General features: G+C 55.7%; 17 protein-coding genes and 1 pseudogene. 8 read left to right on the plus strand and 10 right to left on the minus strand.

The window, feature by feature from the left end; translation table 11 throughout:
- Nucleotides 1-103 precede the first annotated feature (103 nt).
- The 8 genes from ACVWXE_RS10400 to ACVWXE_RS10435 form a co-directional block, all read right to left on the minus strand.
- Nucleotides 104-592 (minus strand): nitrate reductase associated protein, encoded by a 489-nt coding sequence (locus tag ACVWXE_RS10400; protein WP_457402830.1) that lies wholly within the window; start codon nt 590-592, stop codon nt 104-106.
- 24 nt (nt 593-616) lie between these two features.
- Nucleotides 617-2,752 carry a molybdopterin oxidoreductase family protein gene (locus ACVWXE_RS10405; protein ID WP_457473743.1) on the minus strand — a complete coding sequence of 712 codons (2,136 nt, stop codon included), beginning with the start codon at nt 2,750-2,752 and terminating at the stop codon, nt 617-619.
- An 86-nt stretch (nt 2,753-2,838) separates the two neighbouring features.
- Nucleotides 2,839-3,420, minus strand: a complete 582-nt coding sequence (locus ACVWXE_RS10410) for a Uma2 family endonuclease (protein WP_457473709.1) — start codon at nt 3,418-3,420, stop codon at nt 2,839-2,841.
- 33 nt (nt 3,421-3,453) lie between these two features.
- The gene (locus tag ACVWXE_RS10415) at nt 3,454-4,296 is read right to left on the minus strand and encodes an ABC transporter ATP-binding protein (protein ID WP_457473744.1); all 843 of its coding nucleotides are present in this window, start codon (nt 4,294-4,296) and stop codon (nt 3,454-3,456) included.
- 38 nt (nt 4,297-4,334) lie between these two features.
- Complete coding sequence (locus ACVWXE_RS10420) at nt 4,335-6,326, minus strand: nitrate ABC transporter ATP-binding protein (protein ID WP_457490261.1); 1,992 nt, start codon at nt 6,324-6,326, stop codon at nt 4,335-4,337.
- A gap of 72 nt (nt 6,327-6,398) precedes the next feature.
- The gene (gene ntrB, locus ACVWXE_RS10425) at nt 6,399-7,358 is read right to left on the minus strand and encodes a nitrate ABC transporter permease (protein ID WP_099834651.1); all 960 of its coding nucleotides are present in this window, start codon (nt 7,356-7,358) and stop codon (nt 6,399-6,401) included.
- 160 nt (nt 7,359-7,518) lie between these two features.
- Nucleotides 7,519-8,841 carry a CmpA/NrtA family ABC transporter substrate-binding protein gene (locus tag ACVWXE_RS10430; protein WP_414330505.1) on the minus strand — a complete coding sequence of 441 codons (1,323 nt, stop codon included), beginning with the start codon at nt 8,839-8,841 and terminating at the stop codon, nt 7,519-7,521.
- 61 nt (nt 8,842-8,902) lie between these two features.
- Entirely contained in the window at nt 8,903-10,450 is a 1,548-nt protein-coding gene (locus ACVWXE_RS10435; protein WP_457490262.1) for a ferredoxin--nitrite reductase, read from the minus strand.
- A gap of 528 nt (nt 10,451-10,978) precedes the next feature.
- Here ACVWXE_RS10435 and tatA point away from each other — a divergent pair.
- A complete protein-coding gene (gene tatA, locus ACVWXE_RS10440; protein WP_011433563.1) occupies nt 10,979-11,224 on the plus strand; it encodes a twin-arginine translocase TatA/TatE family subunit in 246 nt (81 codons plus the stop codon).
- Nucleotides 11,225-11,440: 216 nt separating this feature from the next.
- Nucleotides 11,441-12,277: an anti-sigma factor domain-containing protein gene (locus ACVWXE_RS10445; protein WP_457490263.1), complete on the plus strand. Its 837-nt coding sequence runs from the start codon at nt 11,441-11,443 to the stop codon at nt 12,275-12,277.
- On the opposite strand, the gene ACVWXE_RS10450 is transcribed toward ACVWXE_RS10445, so the two are convergent.
- Together ACVWXE_RS10450 and ACVWXE_RS10455 are read right to left on the minus strand one after the other, a co-directional pair.
- Nucleotides 12,278-12,769 carry a helix-turn-helix domain-containing protein gene (locus ACVWXE_RS10450; RefSeq protein WP_457384439.1) on the minus strand — a complete coding sequence of 164 codons (492 nt, stop codon included), beginning with the start codon at nt 12,767-12,769 and terminating at the stop codon, nt 12,278-12,280.
- Nucleotides 12,770-12,879: 110 nt separating this feature from the next.
- Nucleotides 12,880-13,038, minus strand: coding sequence for a hypothetical protein (locus ACVWXE_RS10455; RefSeq protein WP_457490274.1), 159 nt, complete (start codon nt 13,036-13,038; stop codon nt 12,880-12,882).
- Between ACVWXE_RS10455 and ACVWXE_RS10460 the strand changes: the two are divergent.
- From ACVWXE_RS10460 to ACVWXE_RS10485, 6 genes and pseudogenes are all read left to right on the plus strand, one after another.
- Nucleotides 13,025-13,923: pseudogene (locus ACVWXE_RS10460) on the plus strand (bestrophin family protein). The gene ACVWXE_RS10455 and the pseudogene ACVWXE_RS10460 sit on opposite strands and share 14 nt — an antisense overlap.
- Before the next feature lie 176 nt (nt 13,924-14,099).
- On the plus strand, nt 14,100-15,392 hold the full coding sequence (locus ACVWXE_RS10465; protein ID WP_414416579.1) for a metallophosphoesterase family protein: 1,293 nt from the start codon (nt 14,100-14,102) through the stop codon (nt 15,390-15,392).
- A gap of 2 nt (nt 15,393-15,394) precedes the next feature.
- Complete coding sequence (locus ACVWXE_RS10470; protein WP_457490264.1) at nt 15,395-18,991, plus strand: AAA family ATPase; 3,597 nt, start codon at nt 15,395-15,397, stop codon at nt 18,989-18,991.
- Nucleotides 18,981-20,174, plus strand: a complete 1,194-nt coding sequence (locus ACVWXE_RS10475) for a DNA double-strand break repair nuclease NurA (RefSeq protein ID WP_457490265.1) — start codon at nt 18,981-18,983, stop codon at nt 20,172-20,174. Before ACVWXE_RS10470 ends, ACVWXE_RS10475 begins: the two co-directional genes overlap by 11 nt.
- The gene (locus tag ACVWXE_RS10480; RefSeq protein ID WP_414341843.1) at nt 20,171-20,764 is read left to right on the plus strand and encodes a hypothetical protein; all 594 of its coding nucleotides are present in this window, start codon (nt 20,171-20,173) and stop codon (nt 20,762-20,764) included. The genes ACVWXE_RS10475 and ACVWXE_RS10480 overlap by 4 nt, the downstream gene beginning before the upstream one ends.
- Entirely contained in the window at nt 20,764-22,470 is a 1,707-nt protein-coding gene (locus ACVWXE_RS10485) for an ATP-binding protein (RefSeq protein ID WP_457490266.1), read from the plus strand. The genes ACVWXE_RS10480 and ACVWXE_RS10485 overlap by 1 nt, the downstream gene beginning before the upstream one ends.

Genomic DNA, 22,470 nt, shown 5'->3' on the forward strand with positions numbered 1-22,470 from the left:
CTCCGTCCCGCTAACGCGAATGGAAACAAACAGAATGCTATCGCTGCATAGTTGAACAGTGATGTTCAGCAGTGTTCAGCGTAAATGTATCAGACTATCTCTCTCAAATAGATTCAGAGTAACTGCAATCACCATCCCTCGCCATCTTCAGGCCAAACTCTCGCAGAGCGGGCAAGAAATTTTTGTTTTCGTGATGGGATCGGCTCAACTTCAGCAAGGCAAATCTCTGGATATCGTGCAAGTTTCTCCAGAAATCGAGGGCAAGCCGGATCCCCAGGTCTTGAGCTTTTTGTTGGACAGCCATTGGGATCTGGTTGGGATTTTGCCATTCAGGCTGGGGATCAATGGGAATCTCTTGCACCTCTTCGTGGCAGATGGAGCGAACCAAATGGCGCAGATGGTTGCGGAGTTCTTCTAGATCCTGTGGAGATTCAGAGGGCCAATCAACACACTTCCGCCGCTCTTCTAGGGAAAACTTGGCCCATTGATGGAGCTTGAGCTTGATCCCGCACAAATCCAGCTTTAGGCGCAAGGTCATGGGGATGCATCGCAGAGAGTCGGCAAAATCTTGCTCAAACTGAAACAGAGTCATGGGAACCTCGATTAGGAACCAAATCTAGAGTTGAGGGGATTGCTTGAGCGGTGGGTCGGCTTTCTCAAGAGCAACGGCACAGGCTTTTAATTCCGGCTGGCCGGAATCGGGACAACTGATGTCATGGGTAAGGGCATTACACTCGGCTTGTTCTGCCCAGAGGGATCCCCAGTGCATGGGTACAAATAGCGTACCGGGAGCAATGTTGGCAGTTATCTTGGCCGGGAAATAGGCCCGTCCGCGGGCAGAACGCACTTGAACCCAATCTCCATCTTGGATGCCCAGTTTTTCCGCATCGCGAGGATGGATTTCAATAAAGGGTTGGGGGTGCATTTGCTTGATTTTTTCAATCCTGCCGGTGCGGGTTTGGGTGTGCCAATGGCCGTAAAGCCTGCCCGTGGTTAATACGTAGGGAAACTGGGGATCCGGCGGCTCTGCTAGGCCACGGGAATGGTGGGGGATAAAGCGGGCGCGGCCATCGGGGGTCGGGAAACGCCAATCTGTGTAGAGGCGAGTGGACTTAGGGGCCGAGGTTCTTTCTTTGGGATAAGGCCATTGCTGAGGGCCTTGTTCTGCCAAAAGGGCATGGCTGAGGCCGGAGTGATCGCAGAGGCGATTTGCGGTAAGGGCGGCAAATTCTGCATAAACCTCTGCCGCGGTTTGGAAGAAAAATTGCGCTTCAAAGCCCAACCTGCGCCCCACTTCAGCAAAGATCTCCCAATCGGGTCGGGCTTCGCCAGGGGGGTCTCGAAAGGCTTGACAAAGGGTAACCCTGCGCTCGGAGTTGGTCATCACCCCGGTTTTCTCGCTCCACTGACAGGCAGGCAAAAGCAAATGGGCATATTCTGCCGTTTCCGTAGGGTAATAAGCCTCTTGGTAAACAGTAAAGGGAGACTTTTTCAGGGCTTTTTTGACCCGTTCCAGATCCGGAAAGCTCACCAAAGGATTAGTGGCCACAATCCAAAAGAACTGCAGGGATCCCGTCTCCAGAGCGGCAATCATCTCGGTGGCCCTCAGCCCTGGGCAGGGAGAGAGGGAACCGCTGGGCAAACCCCAAGCCTGCTCCACCTCTGCCCGATGCTGGGGATGGCTCACCAGCCGATATCCCGGCAGCAGATGAGATAACCCCCCTGCCTCTCGACCGCCCATGGCATTGGGCTGGCCGGTCAAGGAAAAGGGGCCGGTCCCCGGTCGGCCAATTTGCCCAGTTAGGAGATGGAGATTGATTAGGCTGGTGATCTTGGCGGTGCCCTCGCTGGACTGGTTTAGGCCCATCGACCAAAGGGAGAGAACCCTTTGGGATCCCTGCCAAAGCTTGGCTGCTTCGATCAAATCCTCGGTGGCAATTCCACAGCGCTGGGCCACAATCTGCGGTTCATAATCGGCCAGCAAAGCTGCATATTCGGCAAAACCTTGGGTGCAGCCCTCGATAAAATCGGTAGCCATTGATCCCCACTTTAACAACAAATGGGCAATCCCATTGAAAAGATCGATATCCGTACCGGGGCGAATTTTTAAGTGGAGATCGGCAGCTTCTGCTGTCTGAGTGCGCCGGGGATCCACGACCACCATTTTGAGGGGGGATCCGGGCTTGTGCCGCTTCTTCAGGCGATTAAAAAGAATGGGGTGGCACTCGGCGGTGTTGGTGCCCACCAGAAAAGCCAGATTGCAGAGATCGAGATCCTCGTAGCAGCAGGGGGGGCCATCGGATCCCAGGGATTGGGTGTAGGCCGAGACGGCTGAGGACATGCACAGGCGCGAGTTGGTGTCAAAATTATTGGTGCCCAGGCAGCCCTTAATGAGCTTTTGAGCAACGTAATAGTCTTCAGTGAGCAACTGCCCCGATCCATACATGGCTATGGAGTGGGGATTGTCTTTGAGGCGGCGCAGCCGAGAAACCATCTCCTCAAAAGCCTGATCCCAAGAAATGCGGCGAAAGGGCTGATCCAAGCTCTCCCGAAACAGGGGAGAGAGCAGCCGATCTCGACCAACTGCCTCCAGAACCGTAGCCCCCTTTACACAGACCATCCCCAAGCTGGAAGGATGATCCCGGTCGCCTCTCATTTTCCAGTCACCTGAGGCTGTCGAAACCGCCTCCAATCCACACCCTACGCCGCAGTAGGGACATAGGGTTTTGATGACAGCTTTTTCCGACTCCATCGCGGTCACCATGAGTTGGGATCCCTGTCAGGATGGATGAGTGTCTTGCATTTTGGATCCCGATAGGCCATCAGGTTAAGGATCTCTTAGCCGAGGAGATCGGCCACTTGGATCTCAAATCCGGGCAATACAACCTGGCTTTTGGCAGTCTCTTGTTCGGTTAGCCAAAGGTGGCGATCCTGAGTCTGGATAAAAATAAATTTGCTTTTGGGAAAAACCAGCCAGACTTCCAGCGCACCGGAGCTGAGATACTCCTGGGCTTTCAAGAAAATGTCCTCTCCAGAGTCGGTTGGGGAGAGGATCTCTCCAGTGAGGGGATAGCTCTGCGGCAAAGTGGCAATATCCTCTCCAAATTGCTGGATTAAATCTGGAGACAGGTAGGCAACATCAGGTCTTCTGACTTTGCCTGTCGTTTGGCAGGGAGCCTCCACCAAAACCATGCCTCCCAATTGCTGATGTTCGACATAACCGGCCCAACGGAAGAGAAGTCGGGTTTGGAGCTTTGCATCCCCTAAAGTTTGCCCCACTTTCTCCACAATGTAGCCATCTACCCATTTGGTTTGGGCAACCGGATTGGCCAGATAGTCGGCAAGGGTTTTGGGCAGGGTAGAGACCCGCTTCTCCATTGGGAGATCGGTTGGAGCTACCTGAACCGGAGCAGCGGCCATCAACTTCCCTCCCCAAGCGTTTTGATTCCTAGCTTAATCCTCCCTATGGGCAAAGCGACGATAGAGGAAGTCAAGGGCGCGGTTACGCAATTCGTAGAACTCGGGCATTTCCATAATGCGGGAGCGGATGCGCGGTCGCTCGAAGGGAATGGTCAAGATCTCGCCGATATGGGCAGCGGGGCCGTTGGTCATCATCACCACACGGTCTGACAAGTAGAGAGCCTCGTCGATGTCGTGGGTAATCATCAAAACTGTGCAGCGGTGATCCCGCCAAATGGCCAGCAGCTCATCTTGTAGATCTTCCTTGGTAATGGCATCCAAGGCCCCAAAAGGCTCATCCAAGAGCAAAACTTGCGGACGAACGGCAAGAGCACGGGCAATGGCTACCCTTTGCTTCATGCCTCCAGAAAGCTGCTTGGGCCGCTTGTGGGCTGCTTCCGCCAAACCTACCAATTCTAGGTGTTCTTCAACGATTTCCCTTTTCTCCCGCCGGGATTTGTTTGGGTAAACCTGATCCACCACCAGATAAACATTTTCAAAAGCCGTTAGCCAGGGCAAAAGGGAATAATGTTGAAACACCATCATCCGATCCGGCCCTGGGGAAGTGATGGGCTGGCCCTTGAGGGCGATGGATCCCGAAGTGGGGGTGGAAAACCCAGCCACCATGTTGATCAAGGTGGATTTGCCACAACCCGAGTGGCCGATAATGCAAACAAACTCACCGGCGGCCACTTCCAGATTGATATTTTCCAGCGCAACGAAGGGCCCTGCTGAGGTGAAGTAGGTCTTGCCCACATTCTGAAGACAAAGAAGGGGCAGTCCTGCAACCGGAGAAGCAGAAGATAGCGGTGAGGAGAACGTGCGGGAGCTGGTCATCATGGTGTTTTCCAATCGAGAGTTTAAGGTAACAAAAGCTAAACTTCGCTGAGCTGGTACTCCTGCAGCTTCAGATCCTGCCGGATGGCCACCGACTCCAGGTAAGCAACGGGATCCTCTCCGTCAAAGCGGGATCCATCGCCAAAGAGTAAAGCTCCGCGGTCGTGGGCCCGATCCGGCAGGCCCAGTTCTCTGGCGGCTAGGGCGTAGGTTTCGCTGTCCAGAACTTGGTCGAGAACCGAAACCCAATTGCGGGGAAAAGCGCAGAGTCCCCAGCGAGCCATCTGCGTCAGGATCCAGAGGTGTTCCAATCTTTCCGGACAGGTGTTGCGCCCGTTGGCAAACTGGTGAAAACCGGTGAGGGCTTGGGATTCATCGGCAATTCCCCGCTGCAGAATACCCGTCCACCCCGGCTGCAGATCCTCCAGGGCCACGCCCACATACTGGGGCTGAGCCAGCCACTCCAAGATCTCAGAACGGTGCTGCGGCTGATCGCAGTAGTGACAAGCCTCCAGTAGTGCCTTGACCAGAGCTACATGGGTACGGGGGTAGTTTTGCGCCCAATCCTGGCGCACTGTCAGCACTTTTTCAATGTGGCTGGGTAAGATTTCAGGGGTGGTGGCGACGATAACCCCCACCTGTTCCCGCACGGCGCGGGAGTTCCAGGGCTCGCCCACGCAGTAGCCATCGATGTTGCCGGCCTTGAGGTGGGCCACCATTTGCGGCGGCGGGATCACGGTTAACGTGACATCCCGATCCGGATCCACCCCCGCGCTAGCCAGCCAATGGCGCAGCAAGAAGTTTTGCATTGAGGCCGGGTGCACCGCCCCTAGGGTATGAACCACGTCAGGAGTTTGCCGGAGGTGTTGGCGCAGATCCCAGGGACTGAGAACACCCTGCAGGCAAAGTCTGCGCCCAAAGGTAATGGCGTTGCCGCCGCGGGAGAGGGTTAGCGCGGTAATCAAAGGCACCGGAACTCCCCCCACCCCCAACGTGGAAGCCAACGGGATCCCGGCCACCACCATGGCCGCATCCAGCCGACCGGAGCGGATCCCTTCCCAGATGGTCTTCCAGCCTGGCTCCCGCACCAGGGTGACCTGCTCCAGGCCATGCTTTTGAAACAGGCCTTTTTCCTGCGCCACCACCAGCGGGGCGCAGTCGTTGAGGGGCACAAAGCCAACCTCCAAATTGACCTTCTCCAGGCCGTGTTTGGCAATGGCCACGCGAACAGGCGTTTTTTGGCGAGCCCGCTTTTGCTGGTTGAGAAAGTAGATCATCTCTCCCCGCAGGCTGTAGTAGTCGGGGTGACGCACCACTTCCAAACGATGGCGGGGTCGAGGAAAAGGGATCCGCAAAATCTGGCCAATGCGGGCCTCCGGGCCATTGGTCATCATTACCACCCGATCCGAAAGCAGCAGCGCCTCATCCACATCGTGGGTAACCATGACACAGGTGAGCTGCTCCGCCTGGGCAATCTCCATCAGTTGCTCCTGCAGGTTGCCGCGCGTCAAGGCATCCAGAGCGCCAAAGGGCTCATCCAACAGCAGCACCCGCGGACGGATGGCCAAAGCCCGGGCAATGGCTACCCGCTGTTTCATCCCTCCTGACAGATGGGCCGGTCGCTTGTCGGCTGCCCCCTGCAACCCCACCTGGCGGATGTGTTCTGCCACAATCCGGTCCCGCTCTGCTTTGGGAAGGGATCCCAGCACCTCGTCCACGGCCAGGGCAATGTTCTCCCGCACGGTCAGCCAGGGCAGCAGGGAATAGTTCTGAAACACCACCATGCGATCTGGGCCGGGATCTGTAACTTGTCGGCCCTCCAGGAGAATGCCTCCGCGGGAAGGCTTTTCCAGGCCGGCGATGATGTTGAGCAGGGTCGATTTGCCACAGCCGGAGTGGCCGATCAACGAGACAAATTCCCCCTTTTGGATCTCCAGGTGGATGTCTTTCAGGACAGGATAGACCTCTCCGTTGTCGAGGAGAAATTCCTTGTCGACATGATCCACTTCAATGTAAGGCTGAGTCTTCATGATTCCCCTGAGATGATTTCTGAGAGCATGGAGAAATTGTCAGCAACCAATCTAAAACTCGGCCAAGCTCATTTAGCGATCCTCAGCCACCACCAGCGAGCCAATCCAAGCCGTGATGCGATCCAGCAGAAGACCCACCATCCCGACATAGATCAAAGCCAGAATGATTTCGCTGATGCGGGAGCTATTCCAGGCATCCCAGATGAAGAACCCGATGCCCACACCGCCAATCAACATTTCCGCTGCCACAATGGCCAGCCAAGACAAGCCCACCCCAATGCGCAAGCCGGTAAAAATATAGGGCACAGTTGCCGGGAAAACGATTTTGAAAAAGTACTTCCAGCCGGACATGCGCACAATTCTGGCCACGTTGCGGTAGTCCTGTGGGATCTGCTGTACGCCGACAACGGTGTTGATCAAAATGGGCCAGAGGGCCGTAATGAAGATTACGAAAATGGCGGAAGGGTTGGCATCTCGAAAGGCAGCCAAAGAAATCGGCAGCCAGGCCAAAGGCGGCACCGTGCGCAGCACCTGAAAAATGGGATCCAAAGCCTCGTACAGCCAGCGATTGACCCCGATGATCATGCCGCCCACAACCCCCACCAAGCCGGCCAGGGCAAACCCAATGAACACCCGCCGCAAGCTGGCCCAAATTTGCCAGAACAGCCCTTTGGCATTGCCGCCATAGTCAAAAAAGGGATCTTTAATGAGGGGATCCCAGGTGTCCTGCCAAACCTGGAGAGGGGTGGGCAAGTTGGCTCCGGGGCGGCTATAGGCAATTTGCCAGAGAACGAGCACTATTAAAATGGCCGTGGTGGGCAAAAGAACGCGGCGCAGCACTTGGTGGATTTGGACTCGCTGCCTCCAAGCAGAAGAAGATGCAGAGCTGGCCGGGGAGTGGAGCCCGGCATTGGACTGAAGAACAAAGCCTGGGCTGGTTTTCAGCAGCCAGTGGCCTAGGCCAACCAGTAGGGGAAGCAGGATCCGAAAGAGGTGGTAGCCCAACTGTAGGGCAGAGTGGAAAATCCTCATGGCTTGCTGGGAGTAAGGTTGAAGTCAACTTAAGAGGATCCCAAGAGAGAAGGGGTTTCAGTTGAACACTCTTTGTGGGGATTCGGGGATCCCTTCTCTCCTGGGCAGAGGGCTTGCAAGGGTTTTTGCAACTTGCTCTGGAAGAATTGAGAAGATCAGGCTAGGCCAGCTTCTTAATCGCCAATTTCTCCAGGTAGGCGGCAGGATTTTCGGGATCGAACTGCACCCCGTCGAAGAAGGTTTCCACTCCTCGAGAGGTGCTGGGGGGAATGGCTGCCCCCTGACCAATGGCTTTGGCAGCTTCTCGCCAGAGTTCTTCCCGATTCACCCGCTCCACCAAGGCTTTGGTATCGGTGTCGGCAGGTAGGTAACCCCAGCGGATGTTTTCGGTCAAGAACCAGAGATCGTGGCTCTTGAAGGGGTAGGAAGCGTAGTTCTGCCAGAACTTCATCAGGTGGGGGCTGTTTTCAACGACCTTGCCGGTGCCGTAGTCAAAAGTGCCCCGAGAACGGCCCAAGATATCGGGCACAGGCACCCCCAGCCAGCGGCGGTCGCCGATGATGCGACACATCTCCTCTTTGTTTTCCATCTGGTCGCACCAGATCTGGGCTTCTAGCACCGCTTTCAACAGGGCAAGGGTGGCTTTCGGGTGCGCATCCACCCAGTCGGCCCGCAGGGCAAAGGCCTTTTCCGGGTGGCCGTTCCACAGCTCGCCGGTGGTGAGGGCACTATACCCCTCTTTTTGGTTCACCAGCTGGGCATTCCAAGGCTCGCCCACACAGAGGGCTTCCATGGTTCTGGATTTCATATTGGCCACCATCTGCGGCGGCGGCACCACAATGACGGAGACGTCGCTAGTGGGATCGATCCCGCCTGCGGCCAGCCAGTAGCGCATCCATAGGTCGTGGGTGCCACCGGGGAAGGTCATCGCACATTTGGGATCTTTGCCGGCAGCTCGAAGCTCGGCAAACTTGGCCTTGAGGGGGGAACTATCCAGGCCGATTTGCAAATCCCGATATTGGTTGGAAATGCTGATGCCCTGACCGTCCAGATTGAGACGGGCCAAAATGTACATAGGCACCGGCTTGCCATCGGTAACTTTGCCGGTAGTGATGAGGTAGGGCATGGGGGTGAGGATGTGTGCCCCATCGATGCCGCCGGCGGCGGATCCCAGCACCAAGTTGTCGCGGGTGGTGCCCCAAGAGGCCTGCTTGACCACCTCTACGTCCTTCATGCCGTACTTGTCAAAGAACCCCTTTTCTTTGGCGATGATCAGGGGGGCCGCGTCGGTTAGAGCGATGAACCCCAGCTTGGCGCTGGTGGTTTCGGGAGTATCGGCCTGCGCCACCCAGTAGCCTTTGCCCAAGGATTGCGATTGGGCGCGCGGGATCCCAGCCGTGGCCGCCCCAGCCGTGAGAGCAGCCACCCCGGCCAAAAATTGCCGACGGGAGACGGGAGAGGAAGTGCTGAACAGCTTAGACATCGAAACCTCCAAGATTTACAACGACGAAGAAAGAAAAACTTTCAGGACGGCAACAGAACCGCTAGCGGGTTACCAAAACAGAAGCCTGGGCGGCGGACGGATGCTGACGCGGCCTGGCCCCGAAGTGCTCAATCAGTAGCTCCACCAAGACGGGCTTGAGGTCTTCGCAAGGGATCCCTTGGCGCACGCATTCGCCCAGCTTGGCGTCTTTGCCCACCTCTCCCCCCATGTAGATGTCCACGGCCTCCACCACCCTGCCGTCCTTGCGAGCAGTGGTGCCCATAAGGCCGATATCGGCTACTTGGGGTTGGCCGCAGGAGTTGGGGCAGCCCGTCCAGTGGATGCGCACCGTTTGGGGGATCTCCAGCTCCGCCTCCAGCTCCTCCATCAAGGCCACAGCCCGGTTTTTGGTCTCGATGAGGGCAAAGTTGCAGAACTGGTTGCCCGTACAGGACACCAACCCCCGCTGCAAGGGCCCTGGGTTGGGGGAGAACTTCTTCAAGAGCGGCTCTTTGAGGAGCGGGGCCACTCGGGAGTCGGGCACATTGGGGATGAGCACGTTCTGCTCCACCGTCAGCCGCAGCTCTCCGGAGCCGTACACCTCCGCCAAGCGGGCCAGCTCCATCATCTCCAGGGCGTTGAGCCGCCCCACCGGCACATGCAGGCCGACAAAGTTGAGGCCCGGCTGCTTCTGGGCATGCACCCCCAGCAGATCCCGCTTGTGCCAGACCACCTCATCTTTTTCCGCTGCCCTGAGCAGAGGGTGGCCTATCTGGCGCTCCACAGCCGCCCGGAACTTCTCTAGGCCCCACTCGTCAATGAGCCACATCAACCGCGCCTTTTGCCGGTTGGCCCGCAGGCCGTGATCCCGGTAGACCAGCAGCACCGCCTCGCACAGAGGAACCACATCGCGGGGATCCACCCAGACATCTAGGCCAATTGCCTCGGCGCAGCGGCGAGCCGAGAAAAAGCCGCCCACCAGGACGTTGAAGCCCAGGCGGCCATTTTTGAAGGCGGGCACAAAGGCCAGGTCGTTGATCTCCGCATGCACGGAGTTGTCGCGACAACCGCAGATGGCGATGTTGAACTTGCGCGGCAGGTTGCTGAAGGAAGGGTTGCCCTCGCCGTTGTTGGTGATCATGTCCTGCACCTTGCGGGTGAGACCGCGCACATCGATCAGCTCATCCGGGTCAATACCGGCCAGAGGGGATCCCGTGATGTTGCGCACGTTGTCCATGCCCGACTGGATGCTGGTCAGGCCCACCTCCTTCAAGTAGCCCAGGATTTGGGGCATTTCTTCAATGGGGATGCCCCGCAGTTGCAGGTTCTGCCGGGTGGTGATGTCGGCTACGCCCTGTTCTCCATAGGGGTGGATGATTGCGCCCAACATGCGCATTTGGCCGCTGGTTAGGATCCCATTGGGCAGGCGCAGCCGCAGCATGAACTGACCTGGGGTGCGCTTGCGAAAGAAGATCCCCAGCCACTTGAGGCGGTGATCCCGGTCGTCTTCAGGAATGTTCTCCCAACCCATCCGGGCAAACGCCTCCAGCTCGGCCTTGACCGCCAGCCCATCCTTTTCGCTTTTGAGGCGTTCAAATTGGTTCGCCATGATCGCTGCCGTGGGGTGAACACTGGCTACCCTAGCGATAACGAACCGTTAACTTTGGTATTGGCAGTTACACTTTGTAACAGGTTATGCAGTTTTGTCATTCTCGAATTGCGCTTTATGCATAAAGTCAGGCTTCCAGGAGCATGCCTCTAACCCCCAAAACCCTGAACTTTGCTGAATTTACTGAGCTTTAGGCGGTTTGGCAAAAGTCATTGAGAGGGATATAGTAGACCAAGTTTCCCCCTGATCCTTGAGTCCACCGCAACGGTTGCCGGGAAGTGAAGGGGGAAAGCGCTCGGGGGGTATTCCTCAGGGCTTTGCGGGATACCGCCTTCCTGCTCAGAGATAGGCAGGATGCGATCGCTTCTTTCCTGAACCATGTTCAGGAGAGTTCAGCGTGAATGTATCAGAAGGGGATCCCTTTCCACACCCTTTCTGCATGGGAGAAGAACTTGTTAGAGTGGGACGGATGGATCCCTTGCAAGCTGGGTTGATCCGTCTGTTCTACTTTTCAGGTTTTGGGGACTTATGACTATTCTGCTGCCGAGCGAACCTATCCTGGCCGTGAGCATCTTCGGCATGGGCCTGCCAGAGCTGGCCGTGATTGGGGTGATCGCGGTGGTCGTGTTTGGCCCCAAGAAGCTACCGGAGTTGGGCAGCGCCTTTGGCAAAGCGTTGCGGAGTTTCAAACAAGAGATGAACAACCCCAGCAGCGATGACGAGCCTGCCGGCACGGAAAAGGTGGAGAAGGTGGTGGAGAAGGATGCCGCCTGAGGGTCGCGGAGAGGGGTGGGATCCCAACTCCTGCAAGGGGCCTGCTGCCGGAACTGTTGAGAGGGGGGATCCAAGCCGGCTTCGATCAGAAGTAAAGTCAGCTCGCAAGGGAGCCGGCTCCAGGGCTAGTGTATAGTTCTGGAAAGTTCCCCAGCCTAGTGCTACCGGCTGAGCCAAAATCAGCCCGGATAGGCCCATCGGATGCCCCAAAGGTGTATGGCTGAGCTGACCGATTTCCAGTTAATGCGCCAGATCCAACTGCGGGATCGCCGCAGCCACTTTTTGCTCAAGGATCGCTATCGGAAGCGCCTGCTGGATATTGCCTTGGCCATTCTCAAGCAACCTCACCAGGCAGAAGAGGTGGTGCGGCAGGTGTTCGAGTTTTGCTGGAAACACGCCAATGCCTTTGACCTGCAGCGGGATCGCTCGGTGGCCCTGTGGCTCTACGAGTTGACAGCCTTTCAGGCTAGGGAACGGCTGCGGCGTTGGGCTTGGCTACCTGCCCCCCTCTCCATTCAAACTTCGGCTCCCCTGTGGCCGCGACGTCTCCTTTGGGGCAGCCTGGCGGTATTGGGGATCTACGCGCTGGCCATAACAGCGGCCTACTGGCGGCTGCGCTGGCAGTGGGGATCCCCCATCGAGGGAGAGTCGGTGGCAGTTCAACGGCTCTACCAAGAGTGGCAACGACAACCGCAGGTGCAGCGAACCCTGCTGCGGGATCCCAGCTTCAGCACTCCCCTGTTGGTGCAAGCCCTCTGGTCGCCCCATGCCAAGCAGGTGCTGCTCTTGGCCTCCGAGATGGCTCCCGCCCCCCCAGGGAGCACCTATCAACTGTGGCTGGAGTCGGAGATCCAGGGAGGGGGACGACTGCTGGAAAACGCCGGCACTTTTGCCGTCAACGGGGAAGGATCCCTGCAATGGCTCAGTCAACCCCTCCATTCTGAGCAGCCGACCCGCCTCCTCATCACCCTCGAACCGGCAGGAGGAAGCGAATCCCCCACAGGCCCGCCTCTGCTGCAGAGCAGTTTCTGGATCCCTGCCGCCCAGCCATGATCAGGAGAGATTGGGGGATAACTGGGGGGCTTGTCTCCCGCTTTTGCGCCGCTTAGCATGGGATCCCCGCAAGCGCACCTTAAGACGGTAGCGAACAGTTTCATGCACAACTTTGTAGGAAGCATCCACACCGTGGGTTTCCCGCAGCCATTCGCGAATGTCGCTGTAGGTACGGAATCGGCCAGGCTGATGCAGCTCCTGCTTGAGGATTTCCAAAACCGGCTTGGGGATGAGGGGTTTGCGCCCTTGGTTGCGGGGCACCGTCAACATGCCCTCTAGCCCCTTGGCCTTGTAGCGTTGAAACCATCGAAAAATCGTTGAGATGTCCCGCCCCAGAATTTCAGCCAAGCCTGTCATCGTCTTGACTTTCCCAATCTTGAGCAGGTAGAGAGCTTGAACCCGCTCCTTGCCGGTCGGTGTGGACTGCTTGCCAAGTAGAGATTTGAGCTCTTCAGCCGATTCCTGAATGTCGAGCTTGAGGACTCCAGCCATGTTGGGGCGTCGCAGAACAGCGTTGAATTCGTTGCCTGGCGGAGAGTCTATCACAGTAACTTGGGGTTTTGGAAGTTGTTCGTGAAGTTTGCCTGGGCATCTCTTGACGTTTACAGAATCTCCAGCTGAAAAATCTCCAACAGGCCACCCTTGTCGCTTTTCAGGATAGGCGGGCAAGGGATCCCCTCTAGGGCGGCAGGCCGTGGCTGTAGGAGTGGCTGTAGGATCAGAGGGCAAGCTTGCCGACGCTGCACTGTGGTTCTTCGCAAGTATCTTGCAGGAGAGGGGCTGCGTTGGTTTCGACTGGCCCTGCAGTTGCAAGGATCAGTTGTGCCGGCAGTGCTGCCCCGCGCCTTTACCTGCGGCTTGGTCGGAGTGCTGGTTTCGATTCTGTATAAGCTGGGGCTGCCCCTGGCGCTGTCGTCGTTGGTGGCGTTTGTGCCCAACATCGTTTTGGGTTTGATGCTGGTGTTTCGGACAAACACCGCCTACGAACGGTTTTGGGAGGGGCGGAAAGCCTGGGGATCCGTGGTGAATGACGTGCGCAATTTGGCCCGCCTGATTTGGGTAGCCATTGAAGAAAAGCAGCCCGGCGACCGGGAAGAGAAGATCCAAACTCTATATCTATTGCCCGCCTTTGCCATGGCCATGAAGCAGCACCTGCGCCAGGAACCTTTGCTGGATGAGATTCAGCCCCTGCTCAGCCCGGAGCAGTTGCAACGTCTCCAAAGCCTCAAACACCCCCCCTTGCAAATTGCCTTTTGGATTGGATCGGAGATTACTTACAGCGACAATACCAAAAGGGCCGCGTTGAGGTCTACCAGCTCACGATCATGGTGGAGCGGCTCAACAGCATGGCGGATGCGCTGGGGGCTTGCGAGCGCATTCTCATGACCCCAATGCCCATGGCTTATGCCCTGCACTTGAAGCAGTTGTTATTGCTCTACTGTTTATCTTTGCCGTTTCAGATGGTGGAAGGTTTGGGTTGGATGACCGGCCCCATTGTGGGATGGCTGAGCTTTATGTTGTTTGGCGTTGAAGAGATCGGCATCGAAATTGAAAACCCCTTCGGCCGGGATCCCAATGATCTGCCCCTCGATAACATTTGCAACAAGATGAAGCACAATATCCTGGATTTAATCGATTCCACCTGAGAGAACTCTTGGGCAGCCGTCCATTCCAGGGTTTCCTCAGATCCTCAGCCGGCACCTACCCCTAGTGGAGATAGCCGGGGCGAACCCGATGATTGAGAGGAAGGGATCCCTATATCTTGGGTAGGGAACAAGATGGGTTTGCTAAACTGTGGACAATTTGCCGAGGTGCTCTGGGGATGGCCTGCTCAACCTGCACATTTTTACACCTGGCCGATGTGCATCTGGGCTATGACCGCTACGACAGCCCGGAGCGGAGCAAGGATTTCTTTTTGGCATTTCGGGATGTTGTCCGGCGCTATGCCATTCAGGATCCGGTGGACTTTGTGCTCATCGCCGGAGATCTGTTCGAGCATCGGCAGATTCAGCCCGGCGTTCTCAACCAAGCCCAGATCGTCTTGCGGGAGCTGCAGCAGGCCGGGATTCCGGTGTTGGCCATCGAGGGCAACCACGACAATCGCCCCTATGGCGTGAAAACCAGTTGGCTGAGGTACTTGGCCGATCACGGGGAGCTGATATTGCTGGAGCCTGAGGAAGGGGAAGAAGGACTGGAGCTGCGTCCCTGGTCGGGCCGGCGGGGAGGGTATCTGGATTTGCCCTGTGGGGTGCGGGTGATTGGATCCCAGTGGTACGGATCGGCAGCCCCTCGGTCGATTGAGCAGTTGGCGGCGGCCATTCGACGGTTGCCCCCCGGCCCAGAACGGGTGGTGTTGATGTTCCACCACGGTCTAGAAGGCCAAATTGCCCGTTACCAAGGCGCTTTGCGCTACCGGGATCTGTTGCCCTTGCGGGAGGCGGGAGTGGGCTACCTGGCCTTGGGACACATTCACAAAAGCTATTCCGAGGGGGGGTGGATCTTCAACCCGGGATCCCTGGAGGCCAACAGCACTGCCGAATGGGACTTCCAACGGGGGGCCTATCGCGTCCGCTGGGGAGATGGCCCACCCCAAGCGGAGTTGGTGCAGGATTACCATCAGCGGCCCCGCCGCCGGCTCTATCTGGAGGCCAAGGGCAGAGAAACCCCCGAACAGATTGCCGCAGCAGCCATTGCCTTGGCTAAGGGATCCCGTTTTCAGGAAAGTGAGATGGAGCCGATGGTGGAGTTGCGGCTGGTGGGGCAGGTGGGGTTCGCCAAGCATGAGCTGGATAGCCGCGCCCTACAGTGTCAAATTCAGCAGCTTACCGGCGCCTTGCTGGTTCTGTTTCGTTTTGAGGCCAATACTTTAGAGCTCGGGTCGGCTGCCCTTTCCTTGGAAGAAGAGGGGCAGAGGCTACAAATCGAAGAGAAAATCTACAGGGATCTGCTGAGCAGCCATGCCCACTACCGCAAACGCAGTGAAGAGCTAGCGCGGCTGCTGCTGGATCTTAAAGAAAAGGTTTTGGATGGGCAAGGAGAATCTGAAGTGTATGCTCACCTAAGGGGAGCTTTTGATGCTCCGCATCGCTGTCGCGAATGGGGAGCAGAAGACTGATTATGCGGATCCTCTCTCTCGCTTTACAAAACTTCAAATCTCATGAGGATGCCGTCTTCACGTTTGAGCCAGGTATTAACGCCATTTGCGGAGAAAACGGAGCGGGCAAGACCAGCATTTTGGAAGCCATTGCCTGGGTTTTGTTCGACTACTGCCCCTACAGCCAAGAAGAAATCATTCGCTCCGGGGCCAACGACGCAGTGGTGACTGTGCAATTCATCTCCCAATGGGATCAGCGCACCTACGATGTTCGCCGCAGCGTAACGCAGGGATATCGTCTCTTTGATCCCCAGCTGAAGCAGCGCCTAGAGTATGAGCGCAAGTCCGATGTGCTGCCGTGGCTGAGGCAACATTTGGGCGTACCTGCCGGTACCGACCTGGCGCGGCTCTTTGCCACAACGATTGGGGTGCCCCAAGGGACTTTCACGGCAGACTTTCTCAAAACCGGTCGAGATCGCAAAGAAGTTTTCGATCGCATCTTAAAGGTGGAAGAGTACCAGCAGGTAGCCAAAGACCTGTTGGCGGTCGAAAAATACAGCGAGGCGCAGATTCAGGCCATTAATCATCAAATTGAATTGCTCCGCCAACAGCTACAGGAGTGGGATCCGCTCCAAGCAGAGCGGCAGAAAATCCAACAAGAACTGAGTTATTGGCAAGAGCGCTTGAGTCAATCGATCCACACTCTGGATCAGGTTAAGCTTGAGATCGAGCGACTGGAGAAATGGCTTGAGCAAATCCAAACTTTAGATCACCAGATTGCCCAACTGGAGCAAAAGGGATCCCTGCTTCAGGTATCTCTTGAGCAGGCAGAAAAGTTATGGGCAGAGGCCAGGCAAGCTCAAGCGCAGCAACAGCAATACTGGGAGGGATCTCAGCATTTTTTGGCCACAGAAGCTCGCTTGCGGGAGCTGGAAAAACAGCAACAGCAACGCTTGGAGTGGCTGAAACAGCGGGATGCTTTGCTCTCGCAAAAGCAGCATATCGAAAACCAATTGGCAAGACTTCAAGAAAAGTTAAGCCAACAGCAGCGCTGGAAGCAGGAGCTAGAGGAGCTAACCCCGCAAATTCAGGCCCAAGAGGAGCTAGAGCGTCAGCAGACCTATTGGACTCAGCAGCTCAACACGTTGCTACACCTGCACCGCGAATGGGAACAGCTCCAGGCAGAATGGGCAGCCCACGCCGAGCGCTGTCAACTGCTACAAAGCCGAGTGCAAGAAGCTGAACAGGCCCAGGCCATATGTCGGCAGCATCAATTGACCTACAACCGTTATTTGCAGTTGGAAACCCTCATTGCAGAGCAGGAAGCGCTGCGGCGAACCCGACAAACTTTACTGGCTCAACGGGAAACTTTGCAACATCAACTGCATCGATTGGAGCTGCAGGGATCCGAATATCAGCAACAGCTCCAGATCTTCCAAAAAATGGAGGCGGAAAAACTTGAGCTGCAACCCCTGTGTGAACGGCAGGCCTCCCTGGAGCAGCGCCACTCCCAACTTGGCGAGAAGTTGGCTTCCTTTCAGGCTCTGCGCCTTGAACTCAAACAACGGGAAACGGAGCAGGAACAAGGCCAAGTCCAATTGCAACAACTGCAGCTCCAACTGAGACAACGGCAGGCGGATTTGGAGCGGGTAGCCGCCATTCCTGCGCTCGAAACTCAACAGGAGCGATTGCAAACTCAGCTCAGCCGCATTGCCGCAGCTCGTCAATTTCAACAGGAGCTACAAGCCCTTTTTGAGCAGGGCTCGGATCAATTGGCTCAACACCATCACAGCATCCGGCAACTTCTGGACGAATTGGAAGCGCAGCGACACAACTATCCCCAACTTCAATCTCTGTGGCAGCGGATCCCAGAGGTACTCACTCGATCTTCAGCACTCAGCCAACAGTTGCTTCAGTCCATCCATCAGATTTTGCAGGATCTGGCTCCCCAAACTTCCGAGCCCCAACTTCGTCAGCAGTTGTCCAACATCCAAAAACAACTCAGGACTTTGCAACCCTTGCTCGGCCTAACCGCACAAATACCCGATTTACAAGCCCAAATTCAGCAACTGCTGCAGTTGCAAGCCGAACGACAAAGCAGAATTGATGACCTTCACTGGGATCTTGAGGCTGAGCCCACCTTCCTTCGGCAACAACAGGAAATTGAGCAGGCGCTACAAGCTCTAGGGGATCCCAGGGGACAGATCCAACGCCTGCAAAAAGAGCTGAATGGCAAGCCCAGAGTGGAGCAAGAATATCAACAGCTCACAGAACAGATTCGCCAACTCCAACACCAGATCCAAAATCTAGAACGACAGCTTGAGCCCTTGCGGGATCTGGAGGACAGAATTGCCAATTTGCGGGAAGAGCAAAGAAGCCATCGCAGCAGCTATGAAACGGTTATCCGCCTGCAGGCTCTTGCCCAAAGCTTGCCACAACGAAAAGATGAACTCAAAACTGCCCAATCGACGCTGGAGCAACTCCAAAAAGCTGGGCAAGAGAAACAGGCCCAAATTGGCGAATGGGAAAAGGCTCAAGGCTCAAGGGATCATCTGCAGGCCCAAATTGAAAAAGCCGCCGAAACGTTGAAGGCTCTGGGGGATCCCAGAAGTCAAGCCGAACGGCTCAAAGCAGAGCTAAAACAGGAAAAGCAGTATTTACAAATGCAGGCCGACTGCCTGCAGCAGCTTCAGGATTTACAGGCCGCACTCAACCCTATCGAGGAGGCCCTATGCCAAACGGAGCATCTGGATCGAGAGCTGGAATCCCTGCAAGAAGAACGCGAACGATACCGTTTAGATCACGAGCGCTATCTGCAGGCAGAACCCATCGCCCAATTGCTTCCCCAACGGGAACAGGAACTGGCCGAGCTAAACGCCCAGCGGCAGCAACTGCAAACTCAACTCTCCCAACTTCGCGCAGCACGGGATCCCTTGGCTGCTCTGTATCGACCGCAGGAGCATGAGCGCCTTCGATCCCTTTTGCAGGCCACTGAAATTCAAAAAGCCGAAGCCCAAGCCCGCCTGGAGAGCCTAGCTCCTCAACTGAGCAAAATTGAGGAAAAGTTGCGTCGATTGGAACATGCCAAGGCCAGCTTAAAGCAAGTCGAGGCCGAAAAAACTGAGAGAGAACGCCTGCACCGCTTTATCAAGTTTAGCCGAGAGACCTATAGAAAAGCCGGCCCTCAAATTACCCAATACTACCTGCAGCAGATCAACCATACTGCCGATCACCTCTTCCGAGAAATTCTCAACCGTCCCAACGTCACCCTGACCTGGGAAGCCGATTATGAGATCCGCGTTCAAGAAGCCGGCAGCCCCAAACGACGGTTTGCCAGCCTTTCCGGGGGAGAGCAAATGTCGGCGGCCTTGGCAGTGCGCTTGGCTTTGCTCAAGGTGTTGGGACAACTGAATATTGCCTTTTTCGATGAGCCCACCACCAATATGGATGCCCAACGGCGACAGCGGCTGGCAGAGGCCATCACCAACCTGCGATCTTTTGAGCAGCTGTTTGTCATCAGCCACGACGATACCTTTGAGCAAATGACAGAAAATGTTATTCGGGTGGAAAGGCACTCCGGATCCAAGTCGGTAGGGAGGGATCCCGCCTATGGTGTTTAGAGCCGACCGGATCCTGGCGGTCTTGCAGCAAAAGCGGGAAGCCTTTGCCACTTTTGATCAACGGCTATCGGAGCGCAGAGAATGCTATAGGCAGGCCATGGAAAACCTGTGCAAGTGGTCGAGCCTAGAGATTGCCGAAAAAACAGCTCCATTCCCTTTCCCAGGCGCTTTGCCCACTGAAGAATGGGATCGCTACTCCAATTGGAGGATCCCTTTTGAGCAGGAATGGGCCAATTACGAAGAAAGCCGTGAGTGGGCGAAATCGGTCATTGAAAATATTCCCACCTTTGCCGTGGATGGATCCCAGATTTATCCCAGCAAAGATCTGTCAATACCGGTGGCGCTGGTGCAAATCGGCTGGTATGAAAATTATCACTGCGCAGCAGGCTTGTACGAAAAAGACATTCAAGTGGATGTATTGACTCCAAGGGACCTGGGATCCGACAGCAGCGGCGAACTGAAAGAGCGAATGGTTAACATGCGCCGCTTTCAAATGGAAATCGAGAGACTTGTAGAATACATTCAAAAATCTCAACCGGGATCCCGAAAATTGGCCTTTTTGGACGGGGCGCTGGTGGCTACTTTTGCCGAAGTCTTTGAGCCAGAAAGCCAAGACTTTTATGTGCAGTGTTTGCTCCAGCTTCTGCGGGCCAGCGAGCAAAGCCGGATCCCCATCGTGGCCTACATAGACACCACCTACACTTCCGATTTGGTGGCGTTGCTGAAGCATTGTTTTGACCTACCCGAAGCTCCACAGCTTCACGATGCGCAACTGCTTAGTCCCTGGTTGGAGTGGGGGGATCGCACACCTTTTTTCATCTGTGCCCGCGGCGGCAGCCTCAACCCCCAAGATGGGATCCTCAACTCCTACCAAGAAATGCGGGAGCGAGTGGGGTTTGTTTACCTGCGCACCAATGACAACTTTCCGGCCCGCTTGGAAATACCCGTTTGGGTTTATGAGGCAGGACTGTTGGACTGGTTGGTGGATCTGGTTCGCTGTGAGGTGGTGATTGGGCGAGGTTATCCTTATGTGCTGGAGACAGCCGATCAAATAGCCGTTATTCGCAATGAGGATCGCAACCTTTTCTTACGCCTCATGCAAGATTGGGCCGCTCGCGAGAAGCTGAACCTGAGGCTATCTCGGAAAACGGTGAGTAAACTACAACGGAGACGAGTCCGATGAGATTGGGAAAGGTAGTTCGCTCCAACAATCACTGTGATTACGTGGTGCAGGTGGACGATGCTTTAGAAGTCAAAAATCCGCCGACTCCTGATGACTATGGCTTCGGCAGCTTTGTCAAGCTAGAAAGCGACCGGCGACACTGGGCTGTAGGTCTGGTTTACAATACCCAACTCCTGAATCCGATGTTCCTCAATTCTGGGCCGCGCCTTTCCAGCCAGCCGGATCCCTATTTTTCCCCCGATCTGCAGAATGAGGTGCGCACGCTACTCTCGGTGGTCTTAATCGGGGCCTTGGATGAAGAGCGCCGCTGTGGCCGGCAAGGGATCCCACGCGTGGTGGTGCCTGTAAACACGCCGGTTTTTCGCATGAGCCGGGAAGAGATCCTGCGCTTTCACCAGGATCCCCAAGGTCAAACCCAATTTTCCTACTATGGTTTGCTGCTGAGTAGCGGCGGCAACTTTGCCAATCATTTGATCTACCAAGTCTTGAACGACATTACGCCGATGTTTGCCGATCCAGCTCAACGGCGAGCTCTGCAAATCTTAAGCAAAGAATTGGCCTGGAAAATGACTGTAGGAGCGATGCGCTAATGCCCCAAAAAATCACCGATAATGGCCACCATCCAGAAGCCACCCTCTCTCCAACTGAGGACTCTCCAGAGGTAATTGGCACCGTCAAAGGGCCTGGAGAAACCTCTAACCAATATGTTTTCATCACTTCCAATACCCAAGCGGTAAAGGTGGGCGATTTCGTCTACTACGAAGTCCAGGATCCCCAATCGCAAACGCTGCAAATCTTGGGTAAAATTAGCCAAGTTCAGCTCCTGGATCACATCCCCGATCGCATCTTTGCCGATACCGAAATCGATCCCAACACCATTGTGGCTCTGGTGGGCTTCACCCATCCCAATCCGGAAATCTATGCGGTTACCGTCGAGGTCATCGGCTATTTCAATCAGAAGATGGGCTTTATTAACCCCCGCCGCGCTCCGGATCCCGGTGCCAAGGTTTTTCTGGCCTCCAATCGTCTGCTGAAATCAATTTTGAACAAACGAGATGAAACAGCCATTGGGGGTGCTCACTTGGGCAGCCTGTTGTTGCGCGATGAGGGAGCAGTGCCCGTAGTACTGGACGTCAAGGAAATGGTCAGCACCCATCTGGCCATTTTGGCGGGGACAGGATCCGGCAAATCTTATACAGCAGGGGTTTTGATTGAAGAGCTGCTTTTGCCCAAAAACCGAGCTGCCGTCCTCATTTTCGATCCCCACGGGGAATACCATACGCTGGCGGAGATGCAGTCCCACCCCAAGTTTTTGGGGGAAGACGGCTACCGTCCTAAAGTCAAGGTTCTTTCACCACAGGAAATTAAGATTCGCGTATCTTCTCTCAACTTCTTTGATATTCTGACCCTGCTGCCGGAAACCAGCGATCGGCAAAAATCTTTTCTGGAAAAAGCCTTCCGCAGAACAACTCAATTTAACCCACTCCGCTGGACGATTCAGGATTTAATCGATGCCGTAAATGAAGCCGATTCTGCAGAAGATGGATCCCAGGGATCCTCAGCCGCCGCCTTGGAGTGGAAATTAGAACAGATCGACCGCTCTCCTTATTTCAGCAATGTAGAACATCTGGCCCCCAAAGACTTGTTTGAGCCGGGGCAGGTGACCATTCTACAAATGCACGAGATCAGCCAGGAAGAACAGCAGGTGATCGCCGCTGCCATCTTGCGCCAGGCCAACTATGCTCGCATCAATACCCACAAAGGCAAGATCCAGCCGGGGGACGAAAATTACTTGCCTTATCCCGTCTTTATTTTGCTGGAAGAGGCCCATCGGTTTGCCCCTGCCCACGAGCCTTCCCGTTGCAAACAGGTGCTGCGCACCATCCTCAGCGAAGGACGCAAGTTTGGACTGGGAGTAGGGCTGATCACGCAACGCCCTGGCAAGTTGGACTCGGATATTCTGTCTCAATGCATGAGCCAATTTTTGATGCGAATTGTCAACCCTGCCGATCAGGAAAATTTGCGCCACAGTGTCGAGGCTGCCGGACGGGATCTGTTACAGGAATTGCCCGCCTTGAGCAAAGGTCAGGTGATCGTCTCCGGTGTGTGCGTCAATACCCCCGTGTTATGTAAAGTGCGGAAGCGTTATACGCAGCATGGCGGCGAAACGTTGGATATTCTCGGCCTCTGGCAAAGGCATTCCCAAGAGCACCACCAACGGGATCGCTTGGCCCAGTCGGCCCCTCTCAAACCGCGTCCTCAACCTCAGGTGGTGGATGGACTCAGCATTGATTAG

The organism is Thermostichus sp. MS-CIW-41 (assembly GCF_054058915.1).